Origin of the sequence: Sporichthya polymorpha DSM 43042, from assembly GCF_000384115.1 — a bacterium.
GTDB lineage: Bacteria > Actinomycetota > Actinomycetes > Sporichthyales > Sporichthyaceae > Sporichthya > Sporichthya polymorpha.
On the sequence record NZ_KB913029.1, the window covers coordinates 4,995,640 to 5,013,331 of the forward strand.

Annotated in this window: 19 protein-coding genes; 9 read left to right on the forward strand and 10 right to left on the reverse strand. The window is 73.9% G+C overall.

What is annotated here, in order from left to right; all coding sequences use genetic code 11:
* Positions 1-4 precede the first annotated feature (4 nt).
* Together aat and SPOPO_RS0124105 are read right to left on the reverse strand one after the other, a co-directional pair.
* Complete coding sequence (gene aat, locus SPOPO_RS0124100) at positions 5-727, reverse strand: leucyl/phenylalanyl-tRNA--protein transferase (protein ID WP_019877722.1); 723 nt, start codon at positions 725-727, stop codon at positions 5-7.
* Between the two features lie 17 nt (positions 728-744).
* Entirely contained in the window at positions 745-1,731 is a 987-nt protein-coding gene (locus SPOPO_RS0124105; protein WP_019877723.1) for a carbohydrate kinase family protein, read from the reverse strand.
* Positions 1,732-1,890: 159 nt separating this feature from the next.
* Here SPOPO_RS0124105 and SPOPO_RS0124110 point away from each other — a divergent pair, with 159 nt between their 5' ends.
* Entirely contained in the window at positions 1,891-2,094 is a 204-nt protein-coding gene (locus SPOPO_RS0124110; protein ID WP_019877724.1) for a hypothetical protein, read from the forward strand.
* Positions 2,095-2,129: 35 nt separating this feature from the next.
* Here the strand turns inward: SPOPO_RS0124110 and erpA are convergent, their stop codons facing one another.
* Together erpA and SPOPO_RS0124120 are read right to left on the reverse strand one after the other, a co-directional pair.
* Complete coding sequence (gene erpA, locus SPOPO_RS0124115) at positions 2,130-2,480, reverse strand: iron-sulfur cluster insertion protein ErpA (protein ID WP_019877726.1); 351 nt, start codon at positions 2,478-2,480, stop codon at positions 2,130-2,132.
* A 184-nt stretch (positions 2,481-2,664) separates the two neighbouring features.
* Positions 2,665-3,795, reverse strand: a complete 1,131-nt coding sequence (locus SPOPO_RS0124120) for a glycerate kinase family protein (RefSeq protein WP_019877727.1) — start codon at positions 3,793-3,795, stop codon at positions 2,665-2,667.
* Between the two features lie 125 nt (positions 3,796-3,920).
* Here SPOPO_RS0124120 and nadA point away from each other — a divergent pair, with 125 nt between their 5' ends.
* The gene (nadA, locus tag SPOPO_RS0124125; protein ID WP_019877728.1) at positions 3,921-5,081 is read left to right on the forward strand and encodes a quinolinate synthase NadA; all 1,161 of its coding nucleotides are present in this window, start codon (positions 3,921-3,923) and stop codon (positions 5,079-5,081) included.
* 44 nt (positions 5,082-5,125) lie between these two features.
* On the opposite strand, the gene SPOPO_RS0124130 is transcribed toward nadA, so the two are convergent.
* A complete protein-coding gene (locus tag SPOPO_RS0124130; protein WP_019877729.1) occupies positions 5,126-6,181 on the reverse strand; it encodes an SIS domain-containing protein in 1,056 nt (351 codons plus the stop codon).
* A 104-nt stretch (positions 6,182-6,285) separates the two neighbouring features.
* Positions 6,286-7,038 (reverse strand): PspA/IM30 family protein, encoded by a 753-nt coding sequence (locus SPOPO_RS0124135; protein WP_019877730.1) that lies wholly within the window; start codon positions 7,036-7,038, stop codon positions 6,286-6,288.
* Between the two features lie 73 nt (positions 7,039-7,111).
* On the opposite strand from SPOPO_RS0124135, the gene SPOPO_RS0124140 reads away from it, so the two are divergent.
* On the forward strand, positions 7,112-7,681 hold the full coding sequence (locus tag SPOPO_RS0124140; RefSeq protein WP_019877731.1) for a DUF3043 domain-containing protein: 570 nt from the start codon (positions 7,112-7,114) through the stop codon (positions 7,679-7,681).
* Between the two features lie 45 nt (positions 7,682-7,726).
* Here the strand turns inward: SPOPO_RS0124140 and SPOPO_RS0124145 are convergent, their stop codons facing one another.
* Complete coding sequence (locus SPOPO_RS0124145; protein ID WP_019877732.1) at positions 7,727-7,936, reverse strand: hypothetical protein; 210 nt, start codon at positions 7,934-7,936, stop codon at positions 7,727-7,729.
* Positions 7,937-7,985: 49 nt separating this feature from the next.
* Between SPOPO_RS0124145 and SPOPO_RS31435 the strand changes: the two genes are divergently transcribed.
* Genes SPOPO_RS31435 through SPOPO_RS0124160 form a run of 3 tightly spaced genes read left to right on the forward strand, consistent with a single transcriptional unit; the run spans position 7,986 to position 10,444 of the window.
* Positions 7,986-8,639, forward strand: coding sequence for a bifunctional adenosylcobinamide kinase/adenosylcobinamide-phosphate guanylyltransferase (locus SPOPO_RS31435; RefSeq protein WP_019877735.1), 654 nt, complete (start codon positions 7,986-7,988; stop codon positions 8,637-8,639).
* A gap of 37 nt (positions 8,640-8,676) precedes the next feature.
* Positions 8,677-9,642, forward strand: coding sequence for a nicotinate-nucleotide--dimethylbenzimidazole phosphoribosyltransferase (locus tag SPOPO_RS0124155; RefSeq protein WP_019877736.1), 966 nt, complete (start codon positions 8,677-8,679; stop codon positions 9,640-9,642).
* Between the two features lie 16 nt (positions 9,643-9,658).
* Positions 9,659-10,444 carry an adenosylcobinamide-GDP ribazoletransferase gene (locus SPOPO_RS0124160; protein ID WP_019877738.1) on the forward strand — a complete coding sequence of 262 codons (786 nt, stop codon included), beginning with the start codon at positions 9,659-9,661 and terminating at the stop codon, positions 10,442-10,444.
* A 33-nt stretch (positions 10,445-10,477) separates the two neighbouring features.
* Here SPOPO_RS0124160 and gcvT read toward each other — a convergent pair whose 3' ends face one another.
* A complete protein-coding gene (gene gcvT / locus SPOPO_RS0124165) occupies positions 10,478-11,602 on the reverse strand; it encodes a glycine cleavage system aminomethyltransferase GcvT (RefSeq protein WP_019877740.1) in 1,125 nt (374 codons plus the stop codon).
* A gap of 108 nt (positions 11,603-11,710) precedes the next feature.
* Between gcvT and SPOPO_RS0124170 the strand changes: the two genes are divergently transcribed.
* A complete protein-coding gene (locus tag SPOPO_RS0124170) occupies positions 11,711-13,210 on the forward strand; it encodes a leucyl aminopeptidase (RefSeq protein ID WP_019877741.1) in 1,500 nt (499 codons plus the stop codon).
* Positions 13,211-13,228: 18 nt separating this feature from the next.
* On the opposite strand, the gene SPOPO_RS33260 is transcribed toward SPOPO_RS0124170, so the two are convergent.
* On the reverse strand, positions 13,229-13,924 hold the full coding sequence (locus tag SPOPO_RS33260; RefSeq protein WP_156870197.1) for a hypothetical protein: 696 nt from the start codon (positions 13,922-13,924) through the stop codon (positions 13,229-13,231).
* Between the two features lies 1 nt (position 13,925).
* Positions 13,926-14,249, reverse strand: a complete 324-nt coding sequence (locus tag SPOPO_RS0124180) for a hypothetical protein (protein WP_019877742.1) — start codon at positions 14,247-14,249, stop codon at positions 13,926-13,928.
* Positions 14,250-14,407: 158 nt separating this feature from the next.
* Between SPOPO_RS0124180 and lpdA the strand changes: the two genes are divergently transcribed.
* Entirely contained in the window at positions 14,408-15,796 is a 1,389-nt protein-coding gene (lpdA, locus tag SPOPO_RS0124185) for a dihydrolipoyl dehydrogenase (protein WP_019877743.1), read from the forward strand.
* Between the two features lie 79 nt (positions 15,797-15,875).
* On the forward strand, positions 15,876-17,687 hold the full coding sequence (sucB, locus tag SPOPO_RS0124190) for a 2-oxoglutarate dehydrogenase, E2 component, dihydrolipoamide succinyltransferase (RefSeq protein ID WP_019877744.1): 1,812 nt from the start codon (positions 15,876-15,878) through the stop codon (positions 17,685-17,687).
* Positions 17,688-17,692 lie beyond the last annotated feature (5 nt).

The following is a 17,692-nucleotide window of genomic DNA, read 5'->3' on the forward strand; positions in this document are numbered from 1 at the left end:
CGCGTCAGGTCCCATCCAACCCCAGAGCCGGCGCGGGAGCGCGGACCCCGTCGTCGAAGGCGGGCGGCAGGGGCAGTTCCAGCGCGCGTTCCAGCCGCCGAAGGTACTCCGGCCGCGGCACGTCGACCGAGCCGAGCGTGCGGAGGTGGTCGGTCGTCCACTGGACGTCGAACAACCGCTGCGCCGCCGGCCCGTCCCCGGCCGCGAGCAGCTCACCGACGGCCGCCACCGCCGCCTTCGACGCGTCGGTGACGCGGTGGAACATCGACTCCCCCGCGAAGAACCCCCCGATCGCCAGGCCGAACAGCCCGCCGGCGAGCGCGCCGTCCGCGGTGCGGACCTCGACGCTGTGCGCCCACCCCAGGTCGTGCAGGCGCCGGTACGCGCCGCGCAGCGCCGGGGAGATCCAGCCGTGCGGCCGCCGCGGGTCGGCGCAGGCGGCGACGACCTCGTCGAAAGCGGAATTCACGGTGATCGTGAACCGGCGGCGGGTCCGCCGCAGCGACCGGCTGACGTGGACGCCGTCGACGGGCAGCACCCCGCGTGGGTCCGGGGACCACCAGCCCATCGGGCCGCGGCGGCTCTCCGGCATCGGGAAGATGCCCGACCGGTAGGCGGCCAGCAGCGTCCCCGGTTCCAGGTCCGCGCCCACGCCGACCAACCCGAGCGGGTCCGCGACCTCAACCGGGGGGAACGCCCAGGGCGTCGGCTCCGGCTCGACCGGCACGCGGGCCCCGCCGGACGTCAGGCGGGCAGGCCCGCGAGGTGCGGCTCGACCTCCGCCGCGGCGTCCGACCCGTAGGCGGCACCGAAGCGCTTGAGGAAGCCCGCACGGTCGAGCGTGTACTCCTGCGTGCCGACGGTCTCGACGACGTGCGCGGCCAGCAGCGACCCCAGCTGCGCGCTGCGCTCGAGCCCGAGTTCCCAGCTCAGTCCGGCGAAGAAGCCGGCGCGGAAGGCGTCACCGACGCCGGTGGGCTCGAGGACCTTCTCCACGGCCGCGACCGGGACGTGGATCGCCTCGTCGCCGCGACGCTGCACCCGGGCGCCGTCGGCACCCATCGTCATCACGCGGACCTCGACGCGCTCGGAGATCTCCGCGGCGCTCCACCCGGTCTTCTTCTCGACGACCGAGGCCTCGTACTCGTTGGTGAACAGGTAGCTCGCGCCGTTGATCAGGTTCCGGATCGCGTCGCCGTCGAGCCAGGCCACCTGCTGCGAGGGGTCGGCCGCGAACGGGATGCCGCGCTCCCGGCACTCCGCGGTGTGGCGGGCCATCGCCTCGGGGTCGTTCGCGCCGATCAGGACGACGTCGAGCCCGCCGACGCGGGCGGCGATCGGGCCGAGCTCGATCTCGCGGGCCTCGCTCATCGCGCCCGCGTAGAACGAGGCGATCTGGGCCTGGTCGCGGTCGGTCGTGCACACGAACCGGGCGGTGTGCTTGAGCTCGGAGACGTGGACCGAGGCGGTGTCGACGCCGTGGCGCTCCAGCCAGGAGCGGTACGGCTCGAAGTCCTCACCGACCGCGCCCACGAGCACCGGCTGCAGGCCCAGGCAGCCCATGCCGAACGCGATGTTCGCCGCCACGCCGCCGCGGCGGACCTCCAGGTCCTCGACGAGGAACGAGAGCGAGACCTTCTCCAACTGGTCCGCGACGAGCGAGTCCGCGAACCGCCCCTCGAAGGTCATCAGGTGGTCGGTGGCGATCGAGCCGGTGACGGCGATCTTCACGCGCGGAACTCCTCAGGCACGGGGTGCGGTCGCGCGGATGCGCACGCGGCACGAACGGGTGCGCTCAGGCTACCTGCAGGTAAGGGCTGGTTCCGCTTGCGCACAGCGCCTAGCGTGGCCCGCAGCGCACCTCGCCGAGCCCCCATCCGAGGAGGCGTCATGGCCGATCCGCGTACGCCGACCACTGCGATGTCCGCCGCGCTCGCGCCGGGCCTGGAGTCCCTGTGCCGGGACGCCGAACGGCTCGCGACGACGTTCCCGCCGCCGCTGATCGAGAAGACCGGCTCGTGGCGGCCGGCCCCGTGGGACCTGGGCCCCGCGTCCGCCTGGCTCGCGCGGGGCATGCCGGCCGGCGTGCCCTAGCCCGTTCGGGTGAGCCCGGCCAGGGGGCCGCTTGCTCAGTGGAAGCTGTCGCCGCAGGCGCAGCTGCCGGCCGCGTTCGGGTTGTCGATCGTGAAGCCCTGCTTCTCGATCGTGTCGACGAAGTCGATGGTGGCGCCGCCCAGGTAAGGGACGCTCATGCGGTCGACGACCACGCCGACGCCGTTGAAGTCGTGAACGACGTCGCCGTCGAGCGAGCGCTCGTCGAAGAAGAGCTGGTACCGCAGACCCGAGCAACCGCCGGGCTGGACCGCGATGCGCAGCTGGAGGTCCTCGCGACCTTCCGCTTCGAGCAGGTTCTTGACCTTCGAGACCGCAGCGTCGGTCAGGACGACGCCGGTGGTGGTGGTCTCGCTGGATGCCGTCATGAAGTCGCTCCTGGCGTATGTACGGGTCCGGTCCGCAGGTGCGGAACACACCCATGCTGACACACGAGACCCCCGCCGGCATTCCCGTCGACCGTGGCGGACGAAGGCCTGTGCACAGAGTCACACGGTTTGCCCCGCCGGCCCGGGCGCGTCGGCGGAGGTCCGGCGGGTGCTCGTCCGCTGGTCAGCGGCGCGACCAGGCCCGCGCGACCCGCGCCGCGAGGGCCTCCAGGTGGACCGCCGGCTCGGCCATCGCGGCCTCCGCGGACCCGGCGAGTTCCGCGACCGAGTAGGCCGACTCGACGCCGAGCGCGGCCATCTCCCGCCGCCCGACCTCGACCTGGCCCGCGAGGACGACGCAGGGGCGGGCCACCGACATCGCGAGCTCGGCGACGCCGGAAACGACCTTCCCCTGCAGGGACTGCCAGTCGAAACAACCCTCGCCGGTGACGATCACGTCGACCGCCGCGGCCGCCGCCGTCAGGCCGGTCAACTCGATGACCCCCGCGATTCCGGGCACGCGGTGTGCCCCGAGCAGCAACAGTCCGTAGCCGAGACCGCCGGCGGCGCCCGCCCCGGCCGCGATCGCGAGCGAGCCGGTCATGTTGAGGCCGACGTCGGGCTGGGCGGCGCGGGCGAAGTGCTCGAGCGCGGCGTCCAGGCGCTGGACCTGGTCGTCGGTCGCGCCCTTCTGCGGGCCGAACACGGCGCTGGCCCCCCGCAGGCCCAGCAGCGGGCTGTCGACGTCGGAGGCGATGCGGACGTCGACGCCGGCGAGCCGCTCGCGGGCCGCGCTCAGGTCGAGGACGGCCGGGTCGAGCTCGCGCAGGGCCGCTCCCCCGCCGCGCAGGAGGTCGCCGGGCTGCGCGCCGAGCGCCGCGAGGGCCCCGGCGCCGCCGTCGTTCGTCCCGGACCCGCCGAGTCCGATCACCAGGGCGCGGGCGCCGGCGTCCAGGGCGGCGGCGATCAGCTCGCCGACGCCGACGGTGGTGGTCCGGGTGGGGTCGCGGCGGTCCGGGGGAATCAGGTGCAGGCCGCAGGCCTGGGCGGACTCCAGGTAGGCGGTGCCGTCGGCGGTCAGCAGCAGCGTGGCCGGGACCGGGTGTCCCAGCGGGCCGGCAACGGTGACGGCGAGGAGCTCCCCGCCCAGCGCGGCGGCGACGACGTCGACGAAGCCGGGCCCGCCGTCCGAGAGCGGCGCGACGGTGATCTCGTCGTCCGGGGCGGCCGAACGCCAGCCCGCCGCGATCGCCGCGGCGGCGTCCGGGGCGCTCAGAGTTCCGGTGAAGCAGTCGGGGGCGACGAGGACACGCATCCGCGGAAGATAACGCTCGAGCCGAGCGTTCTTCCCGGTACGCGGTCACGGAAACAGCACGGCACGGTCCGACACGAACACCTGTGCAAACATCGAGGCCGGAAAGCGCGCAGAAGGAGAACGCCGTGAGCATCAGCACCCCGGTGCCACTGACCCTGCTGACGCGGGGCCCGGCGGACCTGTCCTCCGAGCGGGGCGTCGAGTGCCCCGGCGAGCTGCCGCCGGCCGCCGACCCGGCCCTCGCCGCGCGCATCGAAGCCGCGAAGGCCACGCTCGGACAGCGCGTGTTCGTGCTCGGCCACCACTACCAGCGCGACGACGTCATCGCCTTCGCCGACGTCACCGGTGACTCCTTCAAGCTCGCCCAGCAGGCCGCTGCACGACCGGAGGCCGAGTTCATCGTGTTCTGCGGCGTGCACTTCATGGCCGAGTCGGCCGACATCCTCACCGGCGACCACCAGCGCGTGATCCTCCCCGACCTGGCCGCCGGCTGCTCGATGGCCGACATGGCGACCTGGGAGCAGGTCGAGGACGCCTGGGACGTACTTTCCGATGCGGGAGTCGCCGGCGACGTTGTCCCGGTCTCGTACATGAACTCGTCCGCCGCCATCAAGGCCTTCACCGGTCGGCACGGCGGCACGATCTGCACCTCCTCGAACGCGCACGTCGCTCTGAAGTGGGCCTTTGAGCAGGGCGAGAAGGTGCTGTTCCTCCCCGACCAGCACCTCGGCCGCAACACCGCCGTGCGGCACCTCGGGATGAGCCTGGACGACTGTGTCGTCTACGACCCGCACAAGCCCAACGGTGGTCTGACGGAGCGTCAGCTCCAGGACGCGAAGATGATCCTGTGGCGCGGGCACTGCTCGGTCCACGGCCGCTTCAGTGAGCAGAACGTGCACGACGTCCGCGAGCGCATCCCCGGCGTGAACGTCCTCGTGCACCCGGAGTGCCGCTACGAGGTCGTCAGCGCGGCCGACCACGTCGGGTCGACCGAGCACATCATCCGGACGCTGGAAGCCGCCCCGGCCGGCTCCGCCTGGGCGATCGGCACCGAGCTGAACCTGGTGCAGCGCCTCGCGAAGCAGCACCCGGACAAGCAGGTCGTCTTCCTCGACAAGACCGTCTGCTACTGCTCGACGATGAACCGCATCGACATGCCGCACCTCGCCTGGGCGCTCGAGTCGCTCGTCGAGGGGCAGGTCCGCAACGTCATCAGCGTCGACGCCGAGACCGCCCGCTACGCGAAGATCGCCCTCGACCAGATGCTGGCCCTGCCGGGGATCTGACCCACCGTGTCAAAAAAGGGTGTCACCCTTTCTTGACAGGACGGTCAGGAGGCGTCGCCCGCGGGCAGGGCCGTGCGGCCGAGCCCGAGGCCGAGGTAGACGGCCGCGTACTGCCCGGTGGAGAGCAGCGAGGCGTAGCGGCTGATCGGGCCGCCGTCGTGGCACGAGAGCACCCGGTGGCGGACACCGTTCTGCTCCGCCTCGGCCAGCAGGCGGCCGCGGGTCATGCGGACCGTCGTGTCCTCCGAGCCGTCGTCGAGGACGATCAGCACCGGACGCTGTTCGGCGGGCCCGTCCTCGAACGGGTCGGCGAAGATGTCGTTCCGCCGGTTCGCCCCGGCGCCCCGGATGACGGGGATCAGGTGGTCGGCGTCGGCCGCGAGCGCGGTCCGGCCGCTCGCCTGGCGCATGGCCTCGGCGACGCGCCGGCCGGCCCGGGCCGCGAGCACCGAACCGCCCCACACCAGCGGGACCGCCTCGGCGAGCTCGACCGCGAGGTCCTTGGCCGGGTTCGACCCGAGGTTCCGCCGCGGCGCGCAGGCCACCGCGGACTCCACGAGCTTCTCCGCGACCTCCTCGGCGTCGACCTCCGGGCCGAGGCCGAGGGTGTGCAGTGCCTGGAGGGCGACGACCGCGACCGCGAGGACGTCGGTCGTCTGCGTCGGCAGCAGCACCGTCGAGCGGGAGGCCGAGGACTCCGCGAGCGGGGACTGCGCGGGCGTCGAGACCAGCAGGCCGCAACCGCGGCGGACCGCCTCGGCGGCGGCGGACGCGGCGTCCGCGCTGTGGCCGCCCGGCGCGATGACGACGACGAGGTCGAGCGCGCCGGCCCACCCGGGCAGGCCGGGGCCCGGCCACGCGACGAACGGCACCGGGCACCAGGGCTCCAGGACCGCCCGCAGCAGGCGGGCGTCCGACCCGGCGGCGACGACCGCGCGCGGCCGCGGGGTGTTCGCCAGCGCCGCCATCGCCTCGGTCGCGGCGTTCACCTCGTGGCGCACGCGCGACCCGGCCTCGGCGAGGTGGCGGAGCAGGTCGTCGACCCCGGCCAGCGCGGTCTCGTCCTCGAGCAGACGGTCGTCGAAGAAGTCCACGGCCACGGGCGCAGGTCCTCGGTTCCTCGGGCGGGGAGCCCGGTTCGGGCAGGTTCGGGCGGGCGGTCAGCGTAGGGCCCCGGGCGGGGCCCGGCGGGGACGGCGCAGCGTCAGGCGCCGTCGGCCTTCTCGTTGGTCTCGATCGCCTTCGGCGGCGGGGTGCCGCCCGCGGCGAGCTCGGCCTTCATCCGGGACATCTCGAGCTCGACGTCCGACGCCGACGACAGCCGGGTGAGCTCGGCCGCGACGTCGTCCTGGGCCCCGGGGCCGGCGTCCAGCGTCCCGGCGGCGATGAGCTCGTCGATCGCGCCCGCGCGGGCCTGCATCTGCTGGGTCTTGTCCTCGGCCCGCTGGATGGCGAGGCCGACCTCGCCGAGCTCGTCGGACAGGCCGCTGACGGCTTCGTTGATCCGGGTCTGGGCCTCGGCCGCCGTGTAGCTGGCCTTGATCGTCTCCTTGCGGGTGCGGAACGCGTCGACCTGGGCCTGCAGCCGCTGGGCGGCGAGGGTGAGCTTCTCCTCCTGCGCGGCGAGCTCCGCGTGCTGCGTGTCGAGGTCCGCGGCCTGCTGCTGGATCGCCGAGCGGCGGGTCAACACCTCGCGGGCGAGGTCCTCCCGGCCGAGCGAGAGGGCCTGCCGGGCCTGCTCCTCGCACTTGTCGGCCTGCGTCCGCAGCTGCTGCTGCTGGAGCTCCAGTCGCTTGCGCGAGGACGCGACGTCAACCACACCCCGCCGCACCCGCTGAAGCATCTCCAGCTGTTTGGAGTAGCTGTAGTCGAGCGTCTCGCGCGGGTCCTCGGCCCGATCCAGGGCCTTGTTCGCCTTGGCCTTGAAGATCAGCTTCAGCCGCTGCCACATGCCCATCGGCTCCGTGCCGCCCTTCCGTCAAGACGATCTCCCGCGGGGAGCATCACCCTACGCCGACTATCCTGGGCACGTGTTCACGCGACGCGACCGCGAGTCCGCCACCACCGAGGCCACGTCGGCCCCCGTGGTCGAGTCGGGCAAGGGCCGGCCGACCCCCAAGCGCAGCGAGGCCGAGAAGGAGCGCCGCGAGCGCATCCGCCCGCCGCGGGACAGCCGCGAGCGCGCGAAGATGCAGCGCAAGAAGCGCGCCGAGACCACCCGCTTGATGCGGGACGCCCTGAACAACGGCGACGAGCGCTACCTGCCGAACCGGGACAAGGGCCCGGTCCGCAAGTTCTGCCGGGACTGGATCGACGGCCGCCTCACCGCCGCCGAGTTCTTCATGCCGATCGCACTGGCCAGCCTCGTGCTCATGGTCGCGGGCGCCAACGGCATCGGCGGGTCGCTGTCCTCGGTGATGATCCTCGTCGTCCTCGTGGACTCCGGGATCCTCACGGTCCAGCTCAAGAAGGCCCTGCGGCGCAAGTTCCCGAACGAGTCCCGCCGCGGCGCCGTCGCCTACTCGCTGATGCGCGCCCTGACCTGGCGCTCCATGCGCACCCCGAAGCCGCAGGTCCCCCGCGGTTTCCGGCCCACCTGAGCCAAGACCGGATCGCGGACCGAAGCCCGGACCGGCCCGACCCGGTTACTCGACCGGGTGCAGCGACATCGGCCCGTAGACCTTCGCGCCGTTCTCCAGCAGGGTCACGGCGTCGATGCCCTGGTCGAGCAGCTCGCGCCACACCTCCCCGACCCAGCTCTCGGCGTCGGCCTGGGTCGGGAACTGCGGCACCGACCCGGCCACGGGGAGCACCTCGCTGCCGTCGCGCTTCTCGTACCGCCAGCTCCAGGCCATGCCACCCGCTCCGCTCGCTCGTGCCGTCAGGTACGGCAGGCTAGCCGCCGTGACCGACACCCGCCCCGCCCGCCGCGTTCTGCTGCTCGGCGGGGCGCGGTCCGGGAAGTCGGTGGCCGCGGAGGCGATGGCCGCCCGGGCGGCGGCCGGCGGGGTGGCCGGTGGGGTGGCCGGTGGGGTGGCCGGTGGGGTGGCCGGTGGTGAGGTCGTCTACGTCGCGACGGCGGACCGGCGCCCGGACGACGCCGAGTGGGCGGCGCGGATCGCCGCGCACCAGCAGCGGCGGCCCGCCACTTGGCGGACCGTCGAGACCGCCGACCCGGTCCCGGTCCTGCGCGAGCCCGACCGCGGGGTGGTCCTGCTGGACTGCGTCGCGCTCTGGCTGACCCGCGCCATGGACGCCGTCGACGCCTGGGACGACGCCGCGTGGGCGGCCGACGCCCCCACTCGTCTGGGTGAACGGGTGAATGCCCTGGTCACGGCCTGGGCAGAGGCCTCCGGGACGGTGATCGCGGTGAGCAACGAGGTCGGAATGGGCGTGGTGCCGGCGACGGCGGCCGGACGCCGGTTCCGCGACGAGCTCGGCCGGCTCAACGTGCGCCTTGCGGCGGCGGCCGACGAGGCCTACCTGGTGGTCGCCGGGCGGCTGCTCCCTCTGACCGCGCCGGGGGCCGATCCGGGGGCAGATCCGGGGTGGGCGTAGTGCTGTCGGTACCGACGTGTCCTAGGCTCCGGGCGCGATGAACAACGCGCGCCTGGACAAGCTCTCCGGTCTCATCGAGTGGCCGGACGACGACGCACGCTCCAGTGCGGTCGCGCGGCTCCGCGAGCGCCGGGAGGACCCGCTCGGTCGCCTCGGTGACGTGGCGGCCTGGCTCTCCGCGGTCTACGGCGTCTGCCCGCCGCCCCCGCCCGCGCGGGCGAAGCTGATGATCTTCACCGACGACGCCGGCGTGCCGGACGTCGTCGACCGGGTCGCCTCCCACAGCCTGCGCGCGGTGCTCCGCAGTCGCGCCGACGGCGAGGCGACCGAGGTCTGGGACGCGCTGGCCCGCGGCGCCCTGCTCGCCGACACCGAGGCCGACATCGGCACCGACCTGCTGCTGCTCGCCGCGCCGAGCGAGGCGGCGCGGGTCCCGGCCGCCACCCTCATCGCGTTCCTGAACGAGGCCGACGCGCAGACCGTCGCGAGCACCCTGCGCGGCGACCAGGAGTGGATGCGGATGGTCTCGGCCGTCCGCGACAGCCTGCGCCGGGTGAAGAAGGCCCCCGAGGACCCGCTCTCGCTGCTGGAGGCGATCGGCGGGACCGAGATCGCCCACCTCACCGGCGTCATCCTCGGCGCGGCCGCACGCAAGCTCCCGGTCATCTTCGAGGGCCTGGCCCCGACGGCGGCCGCCCTGATGGCCCACCGGATCAACGAGGCCGCCGGCGCCTGGTTCATGCCGGCGCACAACGACCCGGACCCGGCCAGCACGTCCGGCCTGCGGTACCTGGGCCGCTCGGCGCTGCTGGACGTCGGGCTGTTCCCCGGCGACGGCATCGCCGTCCTGCTCGCGGCCGAGATGCTCGACGTCGCCGCCGCGTCCCTCTCGGACACCGGCCGGATCGTCGGCGAGAGCGAGACCTGGTTCTCCGACCCGCTCTCCCCGCTCTCGGAGATCCCGGCGGAGCCCGAGGGCGACGCGTCCGCCCCCGGATCCTGACGCGGGACCGGCCGGCGTGCGGTTCCCCGCCCGGCTGACCGCCGGGGCCCGGCTCTCCGTCGGGCTGCTGACGGTGGTCCCGGTCGGCGCGGTCCGGGCCGAGCGTGACCAGGCCGGCACCGCGATCCGCTGCGCACCGCTGGTCGGCGCGGGGCTCGGCGCCGGCGTCGGACTCGCGGCCTGGGGGCTCGGCGAGCTCGGCACCTCGACCCTGATCACCGGGATCGTCGCCGTCGCGCTGTTCGCCGCGCTGACGCGCGGCCTGCACCTCGACGGCCTGGCCGACACCGCGGACGGCCTCGGCAGCCGTAAGGACCCCGAGGGCGCGCTCGCGGTGATGAAGGCCTCCGACATCGGGCCGTTCGGCGTCCTGTCGATCCTGTTCGCCGCGCTGCTCCAGTGCGGCGCCGCGGCCACGCTGCTGGCGCGCGGGCCGGACCACCACGCGGTGGCGTTGTTCGCGCTCGCGGCCGCCACCGCCCGCATCCCCGTGGTGTGGGCGTGCCGCGCCGGCCTGCCCGCCGCCCGCCCCGACGGGCTCGGTGCCCTGGTCGGCGGGACCGTCTCCGGCGCCGCGGCGGCGGTCTGGGCCGGGACGGCGCTGTGGGTGGCGGCGCTGATCGGGCTCTGGACCGACGTCGGTGCGGCTCGGGCCGTGATCGCCGTCGGGCTGGCGCTGCTCGCCGCCGGCGCCCTGCTCGAGCACTGCCGGCGCCGGTTCGGCGGGATGACCGGGGACGTCCTCGGCGCGCTCGTCGAGACCGCCATGACCGTCGGACTCGTGGTGCTGTCGACGACCTGACGTTGCGTCAGACCCGACTGGGCGACGGACGCGTCAGCGCACGTGCGACTCCACGAACGGGGGCCTGGTCACCTGGAACCGGCCCGGCCGGCCCCGGACGTCGACGACGACCTCGTCGCCGTCGGCGACCGCGTCGGGGGTACCGGCCTCGAGGAGCGCGAGGCCGATGCCGACCTTGCGTGTCGGGGAGAACGTGCCGCTGGTGACCTCGCCGATCGCGGGGCCGCCCCCGGCCCGGAGGACCGTCATGTGGCAGCGCGGGATCGCGCGCTCCAGGCCGACCAGGCCGACGAGTCGGCGCGACCGCCCCGCGGCCTTCTCGGCGAGCAGGGCGTCGCGGCCCCAGAACGCGGGCTTGTCCCAGCCGACCGCCCAGCCGAGACCGGCCTGCACCGGAGTGACGGCGCGTGAGATGTCCTGACCGTGCAGGGGGTAGCCCATCTCGGTGCGCAGGGTGTCGCGGGCACCGAGCCCGCACGGCATGGCGCCGAACTGCTCGCCGGTCTTCAGCAGCGCGTCCCACAGGTCGCCGGTGTCGTCCCAGCGCGGCAGCAGTTCGTACCCTCGCTCGCCGGTGTAGCCGCTCCGGCACACGACGACGGGCCGCCCGTCCCAGGTCGCGTCGACGAAGGACATGTACTCGTGCCCGGTCGGCAGGCCGAGGGCCGCGACGAGGTCGTCGGCCCGCGGGCCCTGCACGGCGAGGACGCCGAAGTCGGTGTGCCGGTCGGTGACCGTCACACCCGCCGGAGCGGCCTCGGCCAGCAGGCCCGCGACCGTCGCGCAGTTGGCCGCGTTCGGCACGACGAGGACGTCGTCGTCCGCGCGCAGGTAGACGATCAGGTCGTCGACGACACCGCCGTCCTCGGCGCAGCAGAGGCTGTACTGCGCGGACCCGGGCGCGATGCGGTCGAGGGCGTTGGTGAAGCAGGAGTCGACGAACGCCGCGGCGCCCGGACCGGTGACCGAGAGCTTGCCGAGGTGCGTGACGTCGAAGACGCCGACGGCCGTGCGCACCGCGGTGTGCTCGGCGACGACGCCAAGCTTGGCGGGCGCGCCGCCGTAGTCGATCGGCATCTCCCAGCCGCCGAAGTCGGCGAGCTTCGCGCCCAGTTCGCGGTGCCGTTCGTGCAGGGGCGAATGCCGTAGTTCGGTCATGGGCACACGCTAGTGACCCGGAAACCCGGCGGAGCGGGGCGGCGCGGTTAGGCTTCGAACTCACTGCTCGACGTTTGTCCTGCCCGCGATCTTGAAGAGGACCTCGACGTGGCCACGATCTCCCTGTCCGCTTCCGCCGCCGCCGAGGTGCGTGCCGACGCCGTCGTCGTCGGTGTCGGGTCCGGTCCGAAGGGTCCGGTGCTCACCGCCGGCGCGAAGGCGATCGAGGCCGCCGGGGTCGCGAAGCTGGCCACCGTCCTCAAGGCGATGGGCGCGACCGGCAAGGCCGAGGAGGTCACGAAGATCCCGGCGTCCGGGTCGGTCCGGGCCGCGGTCGTCGTGGTCGTCGGTCTCGGCGAGCCGCAGGGCCGTGCGGGGTACCCGGCCGAGGCGCTCCGGCGCGCGGCCGGGGCCGCGACCCGGTCGCTCGCCGGCAACAAGTCCGTCGCGCTCGCGCTGCCCGCCGAGACCGTCGAGGAGGTCGGGGCCGTCGCCGAGGGCGCGCTGCTCGGCGCGTACTCGTACCTGCGCTACCGCACGAACGGCTCCACTCCCCCGGCACCGGTGGGTGCGATCACCCTGGTCTCGTCGCTGACCGGCGACCGCGCGGCCAAGGCCGCCCTCACCCGCGCCGAGGTCGTGGCGGACGCGGTCTGCTTCGCCCGCGACCTCGTGAACACCCCGCCGTCGGACCTGCACCCCGCTGACCTGGCCGCCGCCGCGGACTCCTACGGCCGCAAGGCCGGCCTCGCCGTCGAGATCCTCGACGAGCGCGCGCTGAAGAAGGGCGGCTACGGCGGCATCCTCGCCGTCGGGCAGGGCTCGGAGAACAAGCCGCGCCTGGTCCGGATGTCGTGGACGCACCCCAAGGCCAAGAAGACGATCGCGTTCGTCGGCAAGGGCATCACGTTCGACTCCGGCGGTCTGTCGTTGAAGCCGGCCGACGCGATGATCACGATGAAGTGCGACATGGGCGGCGCCGCCGCCGTCATCGGGGCGATCAGCGCGATCGCCCGCCTGAAGCTGCCGGTCAACGTCACCGCGTGGGCGCCGACCGCGGAGAACATGCCCTCCGGCACGGCGCAGCGGCCGTCCGACGTCCTGACGATGTACTCGGGCAAGACGGTCGAGGTGCTCAACACCGACGCCGAGGGCCGGCTGATCCTGGCCGACGCGATCGCGCGCGCGTGCGAGGAGTCCCCGGACGTCCTCGTGGACGCCGCGACGCTGACCGGCGCGGCCATGGTCGCGCTCGGCCACCGCACCTCGGCCGTGATGAGCAACGACGACGACCTGCGCACGCGCGTCCACGAGCTCGGCGAGCGCACCGGCGAGCGCATGTGGCCGATGCCGATGCCGGAGGAGCTGCGCAACTCGCTCAAGTCCTCGGTCGCCGACATGGCGAACATCGGCGAGCGCTGGGGCGGCGCGCTGTCCGCGGCGCTGTTCCTCCGCGAATTCGTCTCCGACGGCGTGAAGTGGGCCCACCTCGACATCGCCGGCCCGGCCTTCAACGAGGGCGAGCCCTACGGCTACGTGCCCAAGGGCGGGACGGGCGTCGCGGTCCGGACGCTGGTCGCCCTCGCCGAGGACGTCGCCGCCGGCTGACGCCGGTCAGTTCGGGCGTCAGTTCGGGCAGAGGTCGCCGCCCGGCGGGCAGTCGAGCACCAGCCCGCCGGCCTTGCGCCACGCCGCCTCGGTCGCGGGCCGCAGGGCCGCGGCGAGGCGGAGCGTCTCCGCCGGCACGAGCCCGGACGCCGCGAACTCGATCGTGTAGTTCGGCGCCCACGCGATCAGCACGGTCACGGGCGCCGCTCCGGGCGGGGCCGACCAGACGGCCGCGCGGCCGCCGATCCGGGTCTCGGTGGTCTTCCCGCCGAGCTTGCGCAGCACCGCGGTCTGCGCCTTCAGCCCGCGCAGGTGGCCGGTGATCCGCACGCTCGTGTCGGCGACCGGGTCGGCGTACTCGGCGTACCAGTCGAAGGACCGGTCGTCGGCGAGGTAGAGCGTGCGGCTGGCGCCGATCGGCTTGAGGCCCTGGCTGAGGAACCAGTCGCCCGAGCGCAGGACCACGAACCGGCTCGCGCCCGCCACGACCGGCCCGCCCGCGTCGGCGGTCGCCCCCTGGGGGCCGGGCGTCCCGCCGCCGCTCGCGCCCGGGGTCGCCCCGGCGGAGGCCCCCGCGAGGGCGCCCTCGGCCGGACCGTCACCGGAGTCGCCGGAGTCGCCGCCGCAGCCGGCGGCGGCGGCGAGCAGGGTCAGACCGGCGAGCACGGCGGCCGCCCGGGCACTCCTGCGCAACCCGACCCGCCGCCCGTGCACGTCAGCGGCCTTGCTTGCGTTCGGCGGCGCGGCGCGCGTCGTAGTCCCGTTTGCGCTGGGGGTACCCGGTCAGCGCCACGTCGTAGACGGGTATCCCGAGCTTGCCCATCAGCGAGCGCGCGTGCTCGTGGCTCGGGACCCGCCGCCGGGTCCACTCGCCGTCGTGGGCGATGAGCATGACCGTCGGCTCGGTGACCGCCGTCTGGGGCTCCAGGTAGGCCTCGACCCCGACCCGGGTCTCCGACCACTCCTTCAGGTGGTCGCGGTCGGCCAGGTCGGCGCGCCGGGAATCACCCGTGGCCGCCTTCTTGCGGAACAACCTCATCTGCCGGACCCCTCCGTGGTCTGCCAGCAGTATCGCCGCTGGTCGGGCGGTTCACCCCCACCGACGTGACCAAGGCCGCTCGCCCGCCTGATCGGGGTAGGAATCACAGGTGAAAGGATGACGGTTGCTCAACCGCAGACACCAGTGAGGGAGTTCCCGTGGCGGAGCAGGCAGGCACCGAATTCGACCTCGTGATCCTGGGAGGCGGCAGCGGCGGGTACGCCTGTGCCCTGCGCGCCGCCCAGCTGGGTCTGTCGGTGGCACTGATCGAGAAGGGCAAGCTCGGGGGCACCTGCCTGCACAACGGCTGCATCCCGACCAAGGCGCTCCTGCACGCGGCGGAGGTCGCCGACCTGGCCCGTGAGGGCGAGCAGTTCGGCATCAAGACCTCGCTGCACGGCATCGACATGGCCGGCGTGAACGCCTACAAGGACGGCGTCATCAGCAAGCTCTACAAGGGCCTGCAGGGCCTGGTGAAGAGCCGCAAGATCACGCTGATCGAGGCCGAGGGCCGCCTGAGCTCCGCCACGAGCGTCGACGCCGGCGGCGTCCGCTACACCGGCAAGCACATCGTGCTCGCGACCGGCTCCGTGCCGCGCTCGCTCCCCGGCCTGGAGATCGACGGCACCCGCGTTCTCACCTCGGACCACGCGCTGCTGCTCGACCGCGTCCCGAGTTCGGCGATCATCCTCGGCGGCGGCGTCATCGGCGTCGAGTTCGCGAGCGTGTGGAAGTCCTTCGGCGCCGACGTCACGATCGTCGAGGCGCTGCCCCACCTGGTCCCGATCGAGGACGAGGCCAACTCCAAGCTGCTGGAGCGCGCCTTCCGCAAGCGCAAGATCGCGTTCGAGCTCGGCGCCCGGTTCACCGGCGTCTCGCACACCGCCAACGGCGTGCAGATCACGACCGAGAACGGCAAGACCGTCGAGGCCGAGGTGCTGCTCGTCGCGATCGGCCGCGGCCCGGTGTCGGCGAACCTCGGGTACGAGGAGGTCGGCGTCGAGATGGAGCGCGGCTTCGTCAAGGTCGACGGCCTGTGCCAGACGAACGTCCCGACGATCTCCGCGGTCGGCGACCTGATCCCGACCCTGCAGCTCGCGCACGTCGGTTTCGCCGAGGGCATCCTCGTCGCCGAACGCCTCGCCGGGCTCGACGTCGTCCCGATCGACTACGACGGCGTTCCGCGCGTCACGTACTCCGAGCCCGAGGTCGCCTCGGTCGGCATCACCGAGGCGGTCGCGAAGGAGCGCCTCGGCGCCGACAACGTCGAGACCATCACCTACGACCTCGCCGGCAACGGCAAGAGCCAGATCCTGAAAACGGCCGGCGCGATCAAGCTGGTCCGGCAGAAGGACGGCCCCGTGCTCGGCGTACACATCGTCGGCTCCCGCGCCGGCGAGCTCGTCTCCGAGGCCCAGTTGATCTACAACTGGGAGGCGCTACCCAGCGAGGTCGCGCAGCTGATCCACGCTCACCCGACGCAGGGCGAGGCCCTCGGCGAGGCCCACCTCGCCCTGGCTGGCAAGCCGCTGCACGCGCACGGCTGACAGTCCGCAGGGTTCGCCCTGAGGGTCCGTCAGAAATCTTTCCGCCACCCGGTTCCGTCCCTCGCGAGGAGAACGTCACATGCCAGTCTCGGTCACCCTTCCGGCGCTCGGCGAGAGTGTCACCGAGGGCACCGTCACCCGGTGGCTGAAGCAGGAGGGCGACACCGTCGCCGCGGACGAGCCGCTGCTGGAGATCTCGACCGACAAGGTCGACACCGAGATCCCCGCCCCGGCTGCCGGTGTCCTGGTCAAGATCACCGTCGGTGAGGACGAGACCGTCGCCGTCGGCGCCGAGCTCGGTGTCATCGGTGACGCGGGTGAGGCCGCCCCGGCCGCTCCCGCCCCGGCCGCCGAGCCCGCTCCCGCGGCCCCGGCTCCGGTCGCGGAGGCGCCTGCGCCGCCGGCCCAGCCCGCTCCCCCTGCTCCGGCCGCTCCCGCCGCGGCCCCGGCTGCCGGCCCGGCGGCCGATGGAGTGTCGGTGACCCTGCCCGCACTGGGTGAGAGCGTCACCGAGGGCACCGTCACGCGCTGGCTGAAGGCGGAGGGCGACACCGTCGCCGCCGACGAGCCGCTGCTGGAGATCTCGACCGACAAGGTCGACACCGAGATCCCCGCCCCGGCCGCCGGCGTCCTGGTCAAGATCACCGTCCGCGAGGACGAGACCGTCGCCGTCGGCGCCGAGCTCGGCGTCATCGGCTCCGGCGCGAGCGCCCCGGCTCCCGCGGCCACGGCCGCTCCCGCCCCGGCTCCGGCGGCTCCCGCTCCCGAGCCGACCCCCGCCCCCGCACCCCCGGCCGCGGCGGCTCCGGCGCCCCCGGCGCCCGCGCCGGCTCCCACCCCGGCCCCGGCCGCTCCCACCCCGGCCCCGGCCGCTCCCGCGGCTCCGGCGGCCGCTCCCGCGGCTCCGGCGAGCAGCGGGAACGGGCAGGCGGAGGACGTCGGCACCTACGTCACCCCGCTGGTGCGCCGTCTCGCGGCGGACAACAACGTCGACCTGAGCACGGTCGTCGGCACCGGCGTCGGTGGCCGCATCCGCAAGCAGGACGTGCTCGACGCCGCCAGGAGCGCGGCGTCAGCGGCGACGGCCGCCCCGGCCGCGGCCGCTCCGGCCCCGTCGGCGGCTCCGGTCGCGACCCCGGCCGCCCCGCGGCCGGTCGTCGCCGCGCCGCAGGTCGGCACGGTCGAGCCGATGTCGCGGCTGCGCAAGGTCATCGCGGCGCGCATGGTCGAGTCGCTGCAGCTCTCCGCGCAGCTGTCGTGCTGGGTCGAGGTCGACGTCACCCGCATCGCGCGGCTGCGGCAGCAGGCCAAGGCGTCCTTCGAGGCCCAGACCGGCCAGAAGCTCAACTTCCTGCCGTTCTTCGCCAAGGCGACCATCGAGGCCCTCAAGCAGCACCCGAAGCTGAACGCCTCGATCGACGTCGAGAAGGGCGAGATCACCTACCACCCGAAGGTGCACCTCGGCATCGCCGTCGACACCGAGCGGGGTCTGCTGGTCCCGGTCGTCCAGGACGCGGACGAACTCAACGTCTCGGGCCTGACCCGGTCGATGAACGACCTGGCCGCGCGCACCCGCGACAACAAGATCGCCCCCGACGACCTGTCCGGCGGCACGTTCACGCTGACCAACACCGGCAGCCGGGGCGCGCTCACCGACACCCCGATCATCAACCAGCCGCAGGTCGGCATCCTCGGCACCGGCACGGTCGTCAAGCGTCCGGTCGTCGTCGAGGACCCCTCCGGCGGGGACACGATCGCGATCCGGTCGATGGTGATGCTCGTCCTGACCTACGACCACCGCCTGGTCGACGGGGCCGACGCCGCCCGGTTCCTCACCACCGTGAAGCAGCGTCTGGAGGAGGGCGCGTTCGAGGCCGAACTCGGCCTCTGACGGGC